We start from the raw sequence: 14,950 nt of genomic DNA on the forward strand, positions 1-14,950 counted from the left end.
CCGCTCGTTAAAAGCAGAGATTCGAGGGGTACACCACATTTGTGGTGTACCCCTCGAGTCTCTAGCTGCGAGTGTCGCCTAGTGCTTGGTGCGGCGACGCATGATCAGGCTTACTGCACCGCCGAGCATCAGCAGCCCGGCACCCACGGCCAATACGCCGGTAGCGGTGGAGGCACCGGTCTCGGCCAGCACATCGTCTTCTTTCTTGCTCGGGGCCGGGGCCTTGCTCGAGGAGGAAGGCGCTGGCGTCTGCGACTCGCTTGGTTCGTCGCTTGCGCTCGGCTCGGTGGACTCGCTCGGTTCCGGCGAGACGGACGGCTCCTCGGAGGCACTTGGCTCAGGTGATTCAGATGGCTCAGGTGACTGGCTCGGCTCTTCGGACGCGGTCGGTTCTGGAGTCTCGGAAGGCTCCGGCGACTGGCTCGGCTCCGGGGTTTCGGAGGGCTCAGGTGACTGGCTCGGCTCCTCGGACTCGGTTGGTTCCGGGGTTTCCGATGGGCTCGGTTCGGTGCCCGGGTCCTGCTCCACCACGACGGTCACCGTGGTCGGCTCCGATTCCTTGGATCCATCGGACACCTTGTAGGTGAAGGTCACCTCGCCGGTGAATCCTTCGGCCGGCGTGAACTCGACCTTGTCGCCGTTGATCTCGCCCAAAGTGCCCTCAGAGGCGTCCGGGCCCTCGACTACGGAGTAGGTCAGTTCATCACCATCGGGGTCGCTGCCTAGCAGCGTGATGGTCTTCGCCGTATCGATCGGCGTCGAGGTCGTGATTTCCTCGGCCACCGGCGCTGCGTTGGACTTGAAGCTTCCGGCCGCGATCACCACGGCGGAATCCAACATCAAATCAGAAGTATCGGCAATGGCCAACTTGATGTGGTTGACCTGACCTTCTTTAACCGGCGCTTCAAACTTCAGCACGGTAGTGAACCCATCGAGCTCAACGTTAAACTTCGGGTCAGCATCCGAGTTATCCCGGTAGAAACCGCTATTTAGCTCATCGTTAATCGTGTTCACGGTGATCGGCTGAGCGCCGTCGGCCGTGGAAATCAGAGCGTGGTTGGTGCCGTTGACGAAAAATCCGAATACATCGTTGTATTCGGTGCCAACAAATTCGGTGTATTCCTCGGAACCGAACACATAACTGAAGGTAACGGTCTTTGCATCCGGCACGAAGTCGAATTCAAGGACGGCCGCATCGCCGGTCGAGTTTGGGTCCACGATGGCATCCAGATCGGCGTCGCCAGCGGCCCCGACAAATACCGACGTACCGTCGTCGTCATTAGGGCCGAGCAAGATACTGTCCTCGCCGGAGACGGCGCCACTCGTTAAGACCACGCCCTCGTCGATACCCAAGTCTGCGCCAAAACCCTGCACCGTGCCGGCGCTGATCGGGTCACCGGTGTACTTGACGTTGGAGATTTCGGTGTTGTCTCCAACGAGCGACTCGGCAAGCTTCTGCGCGGAAAGCACGGACGGGTCGGAAAGGTCGGTGACCTTCTGCTCGGCTGCCAGGGCGGCCGGAGCCACAAGGCTCGTCACGGTCAAAGCGGCAGCGCCAAGGCTTGCGCCCAAGGTACGTCGTAACGTCATGAAGTGTCCTTCGCGTGTGATGTTCGCAACGGTTAATGGTGATGATCCACACTCCAGATTACCGGACCTTGGTGTTACCGAACAGAAACCTGCGAAAATTCTCAACGCTAATTTCCGCGCAATTCCGCGCAATTCCGCGCTTTTTCGCTTCGGTGAGCCTTCAGCAAACTATCCACTTTGTCGATTAATCGACCTCTGGCAAGGCCATTGATAAGCAGCGTGGCCACCGGCACCGACCCAGAATAAGGTGGTCTGCGGGGCCCAACGAACGGCCGTAACATTCCCTCACCGAGTGAGTGCTCTACGGTCTTAGCCCACAGTGCGGACGAACGAAAGGATGCTGATTGCCTATGGCTATCAAACGGCGCATCGATGAAGCGGCAGGTCGCACGGCGCTCCGCGAATGGGTTGATGCAACAGCCGCTGGAGAAAAGCTCCCCCGCGCGCAGCTGGCCACCGCCGTGCGCTTTGCTCTTGAGGAGCTCGCCTCGCGTGCCGAAGGCAACTCCGTCGAGGTGCGCGTCCCGCCCTTTGGTGTCACCCAATGCATTGCCGGACCTCGACATACCCGTGGCACCCCACCCAATGTGGTCGAGCTACCTGCCGATCTCTGGCTGGCCCTTGTCACCGGGCGCACCCACTGGCAGGAAGCCCTCGCCTCAGGGCATTTGCATGCCTCCGGTCTTAGGGCAGACTTGGCGGCGCACTTGCCACTGATTGAGTACCCTTAACGGTATGGAGCAAGCCAATAACAGTCCCGCGGCACAGAACGATTCGATCCCCGTTGTGGTGCATCGAGTTCCGCGGTTTTGGCCAGTCATTCTCACCTTTACCGCGTTGGGCGTGGTAGCCGGTGCGATCACTGGTCTCATTGGTCTCCCCTCGAGCGAGTACACCCGCGCTGCTGCGATGGGTTTCTTCGCAATGTTCTTCGGAGGACTGGGCGCCGGAATCGGCGCCGTGGTTTACGTGGTGATTGACTGGCTCGCGGCCCGCAAGGGCTCCAAGGGTCAAGCCGTCGCCATGGCCGAAAACACCGACAGCGGGCAACCGGAGAGCTAGGGCTACTTCCGCATGTTCACCGGGCCGCATCCCACCACACAAACGGTCGGCAACGACCAACAATCGTGAAAGAATAAAGACATGGCGCGTGGCGATGGAATGCTTAATCATGACCTGCTCCCGGACGAGAAGGGACCGCAGGACGAGTGCGGTGTTTTCGGCGTTTGGGCACCTGGCGAAGAAGTCGCCAAGCTGACCTACTACGGACTGTATGCCTTGCAGCACCGTGGACAGGAATCCGCCGGCATCGCCACGAGCGACGGGGCGCGCATCAATGTCTACAAGGACATGGGGCTGGTCTCTCAGGTCTTTGAAGAGACCACCTTGAACTCCATGAAGGGCCACCTGGCCATTGGCCACTGCCGCTACTCCACCACCGGAGCCAGCCACTGGGCCAACGCCCAGCCCACCTTGGGCCCAACCCCTAACGGTACCGTCGCCCTTGCGCACAACGGCAACCTCACCAATTCCGCGGACTTGGCGGATATGGTGCGCGGCAAGATCGAGGCCGATGGTGGCAAGGTCCGCGGCGAAATCGCGCAGGGCAACACCACCGACACCGCGCTGGTCACCAATCTTCTGAACGGTGACCCCGGCCAGACTCTGGAGCAGACCGCGCTGGAACTGCTGCCAAAGGTCGAGGGCGCATTCTGCTTTGTCTTCATGGACGAAGACACCCTGTACGCCGCGCGCGATCCACATGGCGTTCGCCCACTCGTGCTTGGACGCCTTGACCGCGGCTGGGTAGTTGCCTCCGAGCAGCCGGCACTGGCCACCGTGGGTGCCTCCTTTATCCGCGAGATCGAACCCGGCGAGCTGATCGCCATCGACTCCAACGGTGTACGTTCCACCCATTTCGCCGAAGCCACCCCCAAGGGCTGCGTCTTCGAGTACGTCTACCTCGCCCGTCCCGACGCCGCCATTGCCGGCCGCTCGGTGTACGAGTCCCGCGTGGAAATGGGCCGTGTGCTGGCCCGCGAAAACCAGGCCGAAGCCGACATCGTCATCCCGGTGCCCGAGTCCGGTACGCCTGCGGCCATCGGCTATGCCGAAGAGTCCGGCATCCCCTTCACCCACGGCTTCGTAAAGAACGCCTATGTGGGGCGCACGTTCATCCAGCCCAGCCAGACGCTGCGCCAGCTGGGTATCAAGCTCAAGCTCAATGCCTTGGAAACGGTGCTCAAGGGCAAGCGCGTGGTGGTCGTGGACGACTCGATCGTCCGTGGCAACACCCAGCGCGCCGTGGTGCGCATGTTGCGTGAGGCCGGCGCCTCCGAAGTACACGTGAAGATCTCCTCGCCACCGGTGAAGTGGCCCTGCTTCTACGGCATCGACTTCGCCACCCGCGCCGAGCTCATCGCCAACGGTGCCGCCGTGGACGAGATCGCCGCCTCCATCGGAGCCGACTCGCTGGCCTACATTTCCGAAGACGGCATGATCGATGCCACGCGTCAGCCACGCGAGCGCCTGTGCACCGCCTGCTTCACCGGCGACTACCCCATTGCCCTGCCCGATGACAGCCGCCGCGGCAAGAACCTGTTGGAGAAGGCGAACCAGCCAGGCTGTGAGCCGGGCCCCGATGCCGACCTGCAGTCCGTGCTCTAACCCACGAAACGAAAAGGACCGAAAGATCCATGAGCGAAACCCCAGCGCAGCCAACCTCCATCACCTACGCCGGAGCCGGCGTGGACGTCGAGGCCGGCGATCGCGCCGTTGAGCTGATGAAGGACGCCATCAAGGCCACCCACAACTCCTCCGTGATCGGCGGAGTAGGCGGCTTTGCCGGGCTGTTCGACGTTTCCTTCCTGACCGGGTACCGCAAGCCGTACCTGGCCACCTCCACCGACGGCGTGGGCACCAAGGTCGCCATCGCGCAGAAGCTCGATGTGCACCACACCATCGGTCAGGATCTGGTCGGCATGGTCGTGGATGACATTGTCGTCGTGGGTGCCAAGCCGCTGTTCATGACCGACTACATTGCCTGCGGCAAGGTTGTTCCGGAGCGTATCGCGGACATTGTGCGCGGTATCGCCACCGGCTGTGAACTGGCCGGGACCGCACTGGTCGGCGGCGAGACCGCCGAGCACCCAGGGTTGCTGGGGGTCGACGAGTACGATGTGGCCGGTGCCGCCACCGGCGTGATCGAGGCCGACGCCCTGCTGGGCCCGGACCGCGTCAAGGCCGGCGACGTGGTGATCGGCATGGCGTCCTCGGGTATTCACTCCAACGGCTACTCGCTGGTGCGCCGCGTCATCGCTCACGCTGGTTGGGAACTGGACCGTGAGGTCGCCGAATTCGGACGTACCCTCGGCGAGGAGTTGCTCGAACCGACCCGCATCTACACCTCGGCCTGCCTCGAGCTGGTCGATTCGCTCAACGCGGGCGACACCTTCGGGGTCCACGGTTTCAGTCACGTCACCGGCGGTGGCTTGGCCGCAAACCTGGCCCGCGTGCTGCCACAGGGTCTGATGGCCCGCATCGATCGTTCCACGTGGTCGCTGCCGGCGATCTTCGCAACCATCGGCCAGTTGGGCAACGTGCCGCAGGCTGACCTGGAACGCACCCTGAACCTGGGTGTGGGCATGGTAGCCGTGGTCGATCAGGCCGTCGCCGATCGTGCCGTGGAACTTCTCAATGCCGCCGGTATGGGTGCTTGGGTGATGGGCTCGGTTGAAGAGCTCACCGACCAGGCCACCGGAGCCGGTGCCGACTTCGTGCAGGGCGCCAAGGGTGTCGATGGCGGCGCGGTGCTGCTGACTGGCGAATACGCCAAGTAGATTCGCGCCATTTCTTTGGCTCACTTCGATGTGCCGCGCCGCGAGGGCGCGGCACATCGCTCGTTAACCGCCGCGCACCGGCGCACAACACGTCGCACGGCCTCGGCTAGGGCTGGCCTCTCTGGCCTTCCACCGGGCGTGATCGCGCGGAAAGCTACGCCGACCTAGCTCAGTCGGGCGAGGGCCGTCTCGAGCGGCTCACGCCAACGCCACGTAGCCTTCTGTTCGCCGCGCACGTGCCCGTTGGTGACCAACGCGACCGGGAGTTCTCGTTTCACGAAATTCAGCAGGATCTTGTAGCCGCTCATCACCGCCAGCGAGGACCCCAGGACGAGCAGGCTGTCGCTGCGCTCTTCGAGTAGCTCAATCTGCCGCTTCCGTTCGCTGGGTACGTTCTCCCCGAAGTACACCACATCGGGCTTGAGCGCATAGGAGCCGCAGTTCAGGCAGGGCACCATCACGAACTTGTCCACGAGATACTGCGGCAACTCCACGTCGCCATCGGGGTTCACCGCCGTGGGATCGAGATCGACCTGTTGCAGGTAGCCGATATTTGCCGCTTCGAGCCGCGCGTCGAGGGCCGTACGCTCCTCGCTGGCGTGGCAATCGAGACAGCGGACGATTCCAAGATCCCCATGTACCGAGATCACATGCCGCGACCCGGCCTGCTGATGCAGCCCGTCGACATTCTGGGTGATGATGCCGCTGATTTTTCCGTCATCTTCCCAGCGCGCGAGGGTGCGGTGGATGTTGTTGGGTCGTGCCGAGTCCATATGCCGCCACCCCACGAACCCGCGGGCCCAATAGCGGTGGCGAGCTTCCGGCCGGTACTTGAACTCTTGATAGGTCATCGGTCGGTGGCGCTGCAGGGAACCGTTGGGACCTCGGTAATCGGGAATTCCCGAATCCGTAGAGACTCCGGCCCCGGTCAATACCAGAACCCTACCGGCCTCGAGTAAGCCCTGCACCGCAGCGGCCGCCTGAATCGGATCGTGCGCTGGGGCTTGTTCGGCGACCACCCGCTGCATGGACCGGATAGCCGACTGATGTGCCATCCGGATCGAGAGTTCCTCTTGGGGGTTCATCCGCAGACCTTTCGCACCGGTTATTTAGGGACGACAAAGACCGCAACGACCCTTGCTGAATTCAGCGTAGTCGTTGCGGCTTGTCGTGAAGGTGAAGGAAGAGCTGAACTTCCGCTAGCCCGGTATGGAGACCTTAGTCTTCCTCGGGGTCGCTGGAATACTTCTTGGCCAGCTCATCGTAATCCGAGTACTCCTCGTCATCATACGATGTCTCGGCAGGTTCTACCCCCTGCGCGTGCGGATCGGGCCGCACGCCGAGTTCGCGCTCGAGTGCGGAGAGATCTGTCGCCGGCGAGTAGTACTTAATGTCTCGCGCCTGGCGTTGTGCTTTAGCCTTTTGACGGCCGCGCCCCATGGCGTGACCCCCTCTTTTCAGTAGAGTCGGGAGGTGGTCTACCTAAATGGTAGAGGCCCCCGAATATGTGATCAGTTCTTTCGTAATTAAAGGTTAACACGATTCAGCGACGTCCGCTGAACGCAACACGTGACGTAGCGGCTAGACTTGGTATTAGTCCACTGACTATGTTTTGTATGTGACTTAGCTCGCTCGACAACTATGAAGGAGCCGACCCGGTGGCCGAAGAGAACCTGCCAGAGCCCAAGGCGGCGCTGCCGGCGCTCCAGCCCGGGCCGCCCGAACAGGAGCGCCCCAATCGTCGCATCGGACAGTGGTTTCTTTTAGTCGTCGCCGTGGTAGCTCTCAGTGCCGCTTTGGTCTATGTGATCCTTCAGTTCCTCACCCCGGCCGAAGACCCCGGGGTCCGAGAAGTACCCCGCAATGAGCGGCCCGGCCTCGACGGTGTCATTGCCACCGAGATGCCGCCCGAGCAGTTAATCGTCGGGGACTGTCTGCGTGGGTTCACCGGCCCCTTGAATCTGCAGACCGTGGTGACCTGTGACAGCTCGCATAACGCTCAGCTGATCGGCACCTTCACCTTGGAACATGACAGCTTCCCCGGAGCCGACGCGCTGCTCACCGAATCCGAAGACCTGTGCAAGTCGGTGGCCATCGACCCGTCCGCGGGCCTGGATTCCACGTGGACCTACCATTTTTCGCGTCCTTCGCAGAGCACCTGGTCCGAAGGTGACCGCCTCGTCTCCTGTTTCCTGAGCCTGGATTCCGGAACCGTACGCAGTTCGTTGTTGCCGGAGGCGGAGCAGAGCTAATGCCCTGCCCCGCCTAAACGAGTGAGAACCCGCTACGCCTTGGCGACGGTGAGCTGATCGCCGGCCTCGTTGAGGCGCACCTTGACGGTATCGCCGTCCACCACCGTGCCGGAGAGCAGTTCCTTGGCCAACCGGTCCCCGATTTCGCGCTGGACCAGTCGACGCAACGGACGAGCTCCGTATGCCGGGTCATACCCGGTCAACGCGAGCCATTCGCGGGCCGCATCATCCACGTCCAGCTCCAAGCGACGCTCCGAGAGTCGCGCGGACAGTGCGTCGATCTGCAACTGCACGATCGATCCCAGCTCCTCCAGGCTCAGCGGGTCAAACATGATGACCTCATCAAGCCGGTTCAGGAACTCTGGCTTGAAGGACGCGTTGACCACGTTCATCACCGCTTCCTTCTTGGCCGCCTCTTCCAAGGCCGGATCCACCAGGAACTGCGAGCCGAGGTTCGAGGTGAGGATCAGGATGGTGTTCCTGAAGTCCACGGTGCGCCCCTGTCCATCGGTCAGGCGCCCATCGTCCAGTACCTGCAGCAGGATGTCGAAGACCTCAGGGTGGGCCTTCTCCACCTCGTCGAGCAGCACCACCGAGTACGGCCGGCGGCGCACAGCCTCGGTCAGCTGTCCGCCTTCTTCGTAGCCGACGTAGCCCGGAGGGGCACCGACCAGTCGCGCCACGGCGTGCTTCTCCGAGTACTCCGACATGTCGATGCGCACCATCGCTCGCGGATCGTCGAAGAGGAAGTCCGCTAGTGATTTGGCCAGCTCGGTCTTACCCACACCGGTGGGACCCAAGAACAGGAAGGAACCGGTGGGACGGTCCGGATCGGCAATGCCTGCCCGCGAACGCCGCACCGCATCGGCCACGGCGCCAACGGCCTGCTGCTGCCCGATCATCCGCTGTCCGATGACCTGCTCCATCTGCAACAACTTCTGGCTTTCCCCTTGAAGCATCCGGCCGGCCGGAATACCGGTCCAGGACGAGATGACCTCGGCGATGTCATCGGCGGTTACCTCGTCGGCGACCATCGCTTCCTCACGGTTCTGATCGGCCTCCGCGGCGGCGGCCTGTTCGAGTTCGCGCTGCAGGGTCGGAATATCCCCGTAGAGCAATCGGGAGGCCTTTTCGAGGTCTCCTTCGCGCTGGTGCTTCTCTGCCTGCGAGCGCATCTCATCGAGCTGTGCCTTGAGGTCACCGACTCGGTTAAGCCCCGCCTTTTCCGCTTCCCAGCGGGAATTCAGGGCATCAAGCCGTTCCTTCTTATCGGCCATGTCGCGGCGCAGCGCCTCCAGGCGCTGCATCGAGGCCGGGTCGGTCTCATCACTCAGCGCCAGCTCTTCCATGGTCAGTCGGTCGACCTCGCGACGCAGCTGGTCGATTTCCTCAGGGGCGGAGTCGATTTCCATGCGCAAGCGGCTAGCGGCCTCGTCGACAAGGTCGATGGCCTTATCCGGTAGCTGGCGGCCGGTGATGTACCGGTTGGACAGCGCTGCCGCGGCTACGAGGGCACTATCGGAGATCGTGACCTTGTGGTGCGCCTCGTAGCGTTCCTTCAAACCACGCAGAATGGCGATGGAGTCATCCACGCTGGGCTCGCCGACGTAGACCTGAGCGAAGCGGCGCTCGAGAGCCGGGTCTTTTTCGATGTTTTCCCGGTACTCGTCGAGGGTCGTCGCACCGATCAGGCGCAGTTCTCCGCGGGCGAGCATGGGCTTGAGCATATTGCCTGCGTCCATGGCACCTTCGGAGGCTCCGGCGCCGACCACGGTGTGAATCTCGTCGATGAAGGTCACAATCTGCCCGTCGGAGGCTTTGATCTCCTCGAGCACGGCCTTCAGCCGCTCCTCGAACTCGCCGCGATACTTGGCTCCGGCCACCATGGCGCCTAGATCAAGCGAAATCAGCGTCTTGCCGCGCAAGGATTCGGGCACATCCCCAGCGACCATGCGCTGGGCAAGACCTTCGACCACCGCGGTTTTACCGACACCCGGTTCACCGATCAACACCGGATTGTTCTTCGTGCGGCGCGATAGTACCTGCACCACGCGGCGAATTTCTTTGTCGCGTCCGATGACCGGGTCGAGCTTGCCGCTGCGCGCCAGTTCGGTCATGTCGGTGCCGAACTTCTCCAGCGACTGGAAGGTTCCCTCCGGGTCCGGGTTATCGACCTTGCGATCGCCGCGAATGGCCGGAAGAGTTGCCGCCAGCAGTTCGCGGGTGGCCCCCGCCTCGCGCATGGCTTCGCCGGCCTTGGTGACATCGCTGGCCAAGGCCATGAGCAGGTGCTCGGTGGAGACATAGCTGTCCCCTAGTTCATTGGCGGTTTCCTGAGCGGTGCTGACAACCTGCAGCAGCTGGCGAGAAAACTGTGCTTGCGCGACCGAGCTTCCCGATCCGGCTGGCAGGTTCTTAATGATGGAGCTGGCCTTGACGGAGAGCGAGTCCACGTCGATGCCGGCGCTCTTGAGCAAGGCAACGGCGACCGAGTCACGCTGGTCGAGCAGTGCCTTCAGTAGGTGAGCCGGTTCGATTTGCGGGTTGCCGGCGGTTGAAGCATTCATCCCCGATGCCGACAGGGCCTCTTGGCTCTTGGTGGTGAGTTTGGTGTCCACGCGCATCCTTTCCTTAGTGGGGTGAACCCATAAACTTGAGTCTACTTAACTCAACTCTGCGATTCGTGTCTATATTCCCATGGGACGCAAACTTAATCGCGGCGACACGGCCTGCCGGATCTAGGTCTCATCCCCCACCGGTGAACTATCGAGAATTTCAACCGTCCCGTGTGTGCCATCGATACTGAGCATGTCGCCGGTAGCGATTCTGTGCGTGGCATCCGTAATGCCAATGACCGCCGGAATGCCGTATTCGCGAGCGACCGTGGGCCCATGGGCCATCGGTGATCCGGTTTCGGAAACTAACCCGGCGGCAGTCATAAACAGCGGCGTCCACCCGGGATCGGTGGTTGGCGCGACCAGAATTTCTCCCGGCAGCACGCGGGCCGTTCTGGGGTCGGTGACCACGCGTGCTGGCCCAGTGACGCGTCCTGGCGCAGCGGCACGTCCTCGAATCGTTGCTCCGGTCGTCTCGGGAGTCGATTCCGGGGTGCTACCGTCGCTCAGCAACACGGCGGGGACCCTGACCCGGCGCATTTCACGCTCATAGGTCGCGCGGGCGCTAGCCACCGCTTCCATCTGGGGTTCACCGGCCACGGCACGCCGGGCCTGGTCGAGCTCTAGGTAAAAAATGTCCTCGGCCGCTTCGAGCACACCACGTTGAACAAGACGTTCCCCCAGTTCCAGCAGATAGTTCCGCGCCTGCTCGATGGACTGCACCCAGGCGAATTTCGGCCACTCACGGAGCCCCGCCAACCGCCGGCTTCGCCGAAGCAACCATGTGGCCGCGATCCCGCGCAGGGTTCTACCATGTAAGCGAGCACGGCGCGCGAGCTCATCGATCGTCGACTCAGCAACGGCTGCGGCCCGGGCAAAACGTGCATCGGGAGCCTGGGTCAAGTCCTGCAGCTGCAGATAGCCGGTAATGGCAGCGAATACCGGCGCCGGATCCTCACGCCAGCGCGCAATACCAGCATCCACTTCCTGTGCGCACCGGTGCCCGAAACGCGCTAAGAAGTCCTCCATGCCGATGGCTGGCAATGTGCCGTGACGCCACTGTGACGCCAGGTCCTCGGGCTCACGATCAGCGAAGAGATCTTCATGCGCCCTGGCACGCTGCGCCAGCTGCCACAGTTGAAGATCCATACCGGTGGTGGGGTTGTGCGGCATGCCGCCCTTGGTCAGGTCTACTTCTCCGGGCTCGGCGATGCCGCGAAGCAAGAATTCGGCGAGGGCCGCGGCCGCTAGCCCACCGTAAAGCGCAGGTAGCATCTGCCACATCCCGCGGCGCATCACCAGGTCTTGGGCCTGCTCGGCCGCATTGAGCACATCTTCTAGGCTCTCGCCGTGCGGCGCATCCGAAAGAATCGGCGCCTGGAAAGCTCTTCGCCGTCCCCATTCGGGTTGCAACAGCGCGCGGATAACTCCGGTCAGCGTGCTCGGTGCGAGCGCCACGAGACGCAATATCAAGGGAACGGCCCGAAGCCTTGCGCGCAAGGGTGCGCGGCGAGCCTGCAGTTCGGGGTGCTCCATGAGCTGCTCAGCGACGCGAGGATCCGAACCGTAGATCTCGAAAAGTTGCGGGAGATTCTGACGCATCCGATCGCTACGGAACATGAAGGTCATGTCGAGGTACATCCGGCCACCGGCGAAGACCATCATGCGCTCAAGCACATCGGAGAACGCTCCGCCCATGGCGGCTACTGCCCTACTGAGCAGTTCGGCCCCCATGGGGGTGACCGGGTTACGCAAACCCTGCATGTGCCCGACCTCGAGATACACATGCAACTGACCATCATCGGTGGCGGGCAAGGGGTAAAGGGTCGTAATGGCCCGCGACTGCAAAAACCACAGTGTGCCCTCACGGTCGAAGGCAAACTCAATATCCTGTTCGCTACCGAGTGCGGCTTCGATACGGCGTCCTGCACGTTGTAGCTCTGCTAGATGCGTGGTGCTCAGGCATCCGATCGGCTGGGACACCTGATCATCATCTAGGGTCGCGTGGTCGGCTTCCACAGTGCCCTGTACGACCGCGTCGCCAAGTCCGGCGACGGCGTCGACCACCTGTCGGCTACGTAATCCGGTGAGCGGATCAGCCGTAAAAAGCACGCCAGCCACCGAAGCGTCCACCATCTGCTGCACCACAACTGCCATCATCGGTGGCGGTGCCCCCGGACGCATGCGCTCGCGGTAGGCGCTGGCACGTTCACTGGTCAACGAGCTCCAGCAGTTACGTATGGCCTCCAGTAGCTCGTCCGGTTCACGAACCCCCAAGGTGGTGTCCTGCAGCCCGGCAAAGCTTGCATCATCGAGATCTTCGGCCGTCGCCGAGGACCGTACCGCGACCGGCTGACCACCACAATGCGTGGCCCACCATTGCAGAATCTGCGCTTCGGGCAGTTCATCGCGCTGGTAGGCCCGCGTGGTAATCACAAACCCCGCCGGGACCTTTTCTCCCGCGGCAATGAGCGCGGCAAGCCCGGTGGCCTTGCCACCGACCAGCGACATATCGGTGGCATTCTCCAGTTCGATCAAATCCATGCTCAGCCTCCTAGCCTAACTAGCACTAGTCTGTCGCCTGAGCGCCGTACTGGCTAGCGTGGAGTTTTGAGCCGGATTTCCTTAGCGGCGCAAGCTACCAATGTAGTAGTCGGAGGGCACGATGACCTTACCCAGGGGCATCAAGGACACCGGAATCATCTTGAGATTTGCGATCCCCAGCGGAATGCCGATGATCGAGATAAACATCGGGATCGCTGTGACCACGTGGCTGATGGCGATCCAAATCCCGGCGAAGATCACCCAGATGACGTTTCCCAACGTCGAGAATGCCCCCACCGGTCCCCGATCCACGACGGTGCGCCCGAAAGGCCAGAGGGCATAGCCGGCAATCCGGAACGAAGCAATGCCAAAGGGAATGGTCACGATCAATAGGCAACAGATGACACCGGCCAGCATGTAGCCCAAGGCCAACCACAAGCCGCCGAAGAGCAGCCAAATAACGTTCAGGATTCCCCGCACTAAATCAGTCATGAATTCATTCTTCCAGCCGCTGAACCTGACGTCTATCAGTGACCACCCCCACTAATCCCTGACCTTTTGATAACGTCTCGTTAACGATTGATCGTGTCAGGCCGTTTCGGTTCGGGAAGAGCCATGCAGCGGTTGACACTGGAATACATGCCTTCCGTTTCTCAGGCAATGCCGCGCGCCCTTGCGCTGCTCACCGCCGCCTGCCTCACCCTGTCCAGCTGTGCCTCCGCAACCCGGTCGCCTGCCGAGGGACAGGACCTGCCCAGCACCTCCGCCAGCTCCACCGCCGACAACTCAGGGGCACCGCTAGCGGGCCTGAATCGGGTCTCGAACACCAACGAGGCCTTGCACCTCTACACATCGCACATTGAGTTGGCCGAGCACCCGGGTATTACCGACGCATCGCGTAGCGCGGTTGAAGCTCAAATGCGCGCCTACGTGAATGAGCACCGGGACTCTGCGGTCCGCGGCACGGACTTCGCCGGAGAACTCAACGTCAGCGCGAAGGTGACCGCCGCGAGCAAGGCCATCCTGGGTGTTTCACGGGATACCTATGAATTCGCCGGTGCCTCGGGCAGCGAAAGCTTTGCTACCCAGTGGTTCTCCGTGCCTGAGGATCGTCGGATTGACACCGAGGAGCTTTTTTCGAGTTCTGAAGCTTGGGATCATGTGAAGGCCATGCTGGCCGAGGAAGCCACCCGGACGAAGAACACCACGATCCTGCCTCATGATCAGCTTCCCGAGGAAGTGCTCGATGACCTTCGGTTCGGCGCAAATGGTGATCTTATTGTGCGGGCCGATGAATACTCCATCGCTCCGGGATCCGTCGGCAGTGTCACGCTGACCTTGCCTTCCAGCCGCATCAAGGCGTTGCTCTCGGACTATGGACGTCAGGCCCAACAGGCTATCCTCAACGACGACTCGCCGCAGGAAGACGATCCCGAGGAGCAAGAGCCCACCGAAAGCGCCTCACCCTCTGAGGCATCCTCGGAACCGGCAGTGGATTGCCGCCGCACCAAATGCGTTGCGTTGACCTTCGATGACGGACCCGGCCCGAAGACCGGGGTGCTCCTAGATACCTTGAAGGACGCGCAGGTTCCGGCCACCTTCTTCGTCGTCGGTCCAAACGCCAAGACGCGGCCGAAGTTCCTCAAACGCATGGCGGCCGAAGGGCATCAGATCGGCAACCATACCTATACCCACCGTTCGCTCAGCGGGCTGAGCAAGGAGCAGGTCTCCAAGGAGCTGCAGTCCACCGATGCGGCCATCTCGGACGCCACCGGCGCCTCGTCTGCCGTGATGCGTCCACCCTATGGAGCACACAATGCGCAGGTCGACCGGCTGAGTACGACACCGCTCATCATCTGGGATGTAGACACCGAAGACTGGCACCATCGTAATTCAAAGAAGACCGTGAAAAACGCGATGGCACAGGTCAAGCCGGGGTCTGTGATCCTGATGCACGACATTCACGAAAGTACCGTCAAGGCCGTGCCGGAATTGATCAAGAAGCTTAAGGCCGCTGGATACACTCCGGTGCGCATTGACACGCTGTTCGCTCATTCCAAGCTCACCGCCGGTAAGGCGTACTTTCGCGGTGAACACCCGAAGTCCTAGC

At 62.0% G+C, this 14,950-nt stretch carries 12 protein-coding genes; 6 read left to right on the forward strand and 6 right to left on the reverse strand.

All coding sequences use genetic code 11. The features are described from left to right. Positions 1 to 78 precede the first annotated feature (78 nt). On the reverse strand, positions 79 to 1,590 hold the full coding sequence (locus ACYU0X_RS13005) for a choice-of-anchor L domain-containing protein (RefSeq protein WP_418907241.1): 1,512 nt from the start codon (positions 1,588 to 1,590) through the stop codon (positions 79 to 81). 350 nt (positions 1,591 to 1,940) lie between these two features. Between ACYU0X_RS13005 and ACYU0X_RS13010 the strand changes: the two genes are divergently transcribed. From ACYU0X_RS13010 to purM, 4 genes are all read left to right on the forward strand, one after another. After that, a complete protein-coding gene (locus ACYU0X_RS13010; RefSeq protein ID WP_418907242.1) occupies positions 1,941 to 2,321 on the forward strand; it encodes a sterol carrier family protein in 381 nt (126 codons plus the stop codon). Between the two features lie 4 nt (positions 2,322 to 2,325). Beyond that, the gene (locus ACYU0X_RS13015; protein WP_418907243.1) at positions 2,326 to 2,652 is read left to right on the forward strand and encodes a hypothetical protein; all 327 of its coding nucleotides are present in this window, start codon (positions 2,326 to 2,328) and stop codon (positions 2,650 to 2,652) included. An 81-nt stretch (positions 2,653 to 2,733) separates the two neighbouring features. Next, positions 2,734 to 4,257 carry an amidophosphoribosyltransferase gene (gene purF / locus ACYU0X_RS13020; protein ID WP_309405880.1) on the forward strand — a complete coding sequence of 508 codons (1,524 nt, stop codon included), beginning with the start codon at positions 2,734 to 2,736 and terminating at the stop codon, positions 4,255 to 4,257. Between the two features lie 29 nt (positions 4,258 to 4,286). Then, entirely contained in the window at positions 4,287 to 5,429 is a 1,143-nt protein-coding gene (purM, locus tag ACYU0X_RS13025; RefSeq protein WP_461901118.1) for a phosphoribosylformylglycinamidine cyclo-ligase, read from the forward strand. Positions 5,430 to 5,593: 164 nt separating this feature from the next. Here purM and ACYU0X_RS13030 read toward each other — a convergent pair whose 3' ends face one another. Both ACYU0X_RS13030 and ACYU0X_RS13035 read right to left on the reverse strand, forming a co-directional pair. Then, positions 5,594 to 6,514 (reverse strand): Sir2 family NAD-dependent protein deacetylase, encoded by a 921-nt coding sequence (locus tag ACYU0X_RS13030; protein WP_461901119.1) that lies wholly within the window; start codon positions 6,512 to 6,514, stop codon positions 5,594 to 5,596. Positions 6,515 to 6,647: 133 nt separating this feature from the next. Then, positions 6,648 to 6,869, reverse strand: a complete 222-nt coding sequence (locus ACYU0X_RS13035) for a DUF3073 domain-containing protein (protein ID WP_309405874.1) — start codon at positions 6,867 to 6,869, stop codon at positions 6,648 to 6,650. Between the two features lie 218 nt (positions 6,870 to 7,087). On the opposite strand from ACYU0X_RS13035, the gene ACYU0X_RS13040 reads away from it, so the two are divergent. Continuing rightward, complete coding sequence (locus ACYU0X_RS13040) at positions 7,088 to 7,681, forward strand: septum formation family protein (protein ID WP_461901121.1); 594 nt, start codon at positions 7,088 to 7,090, stop codon at positions 7,679 to 7,681. 32 nt (positions 7,682 to 7,713) lie between these two features. Here ACYU0X_RS13040 and clpB read toward each other — a convergent pair whose 3' ends face one another. From clpB to ACYU0X_RS13055, 3 genes are all read right to left on the reverse strand, one after another. Next, complete coding sequence (gene clpB, locus ACYU0X_RS13045) at positions 7,714 to 10,299, reverse strand: ATP-dependent chaperone ClpB (RefSeq protein WP_461901123.1); 2,586 nt, start codon at positions 10,297 to 10,299, stop codon at positions 7,714 to 7,716. A gap of 120 nt (positions 10,300 to 10,419) precedes the next feature. After that, the gene (locus tag ACYU0X_RS13050) at positions 10,420 to 12,840 is read right to left on the reverse strand and encodes a PEP/pyruvate-binding domain-containing protein (RefSeq protein ID WP_461901125.1); all 2,421 of its coding nucleotides are present in this window, start codon (positions 12,838 to 12,840) and stop codon (positions 10,420 to 10,422) included. Between the two features lie 81 nt (positions 12,841 to 12,921). Next, positions 12,922 to 13,332, reverse strand: coding sequence for a YccF domain-containing protein (locus ACYU0X_RS13055; RefSeq protein ID WP_309405868.1), 411 nt, complete (start codon positions 13,330 to 13,332; stop codon positions 12,922 to 12,924). Positions 13,333 to 13,479: 147 nt separating this feature from the next. On the opposite strand from ACYU0X_RS13055, the gene ACYU0X_RS13060 reads away from it, so the two are divergent. Then, positions 13,480 to 14,949, forward strand: coding sequence for a polysaccharide deacetylase family protein (locus ACYU0X_RS13060; protein ID WP_461901127.1), 1,470 nt, complete (start codon positions 13,480 to 13,482; stop codon positions 14,947 to 14,949). Position 14,950: the final 1 nt, after the last annotated feature.

It is taken from the genome of Glutamicibacter sp. X7, assembly GCF_054889245.1.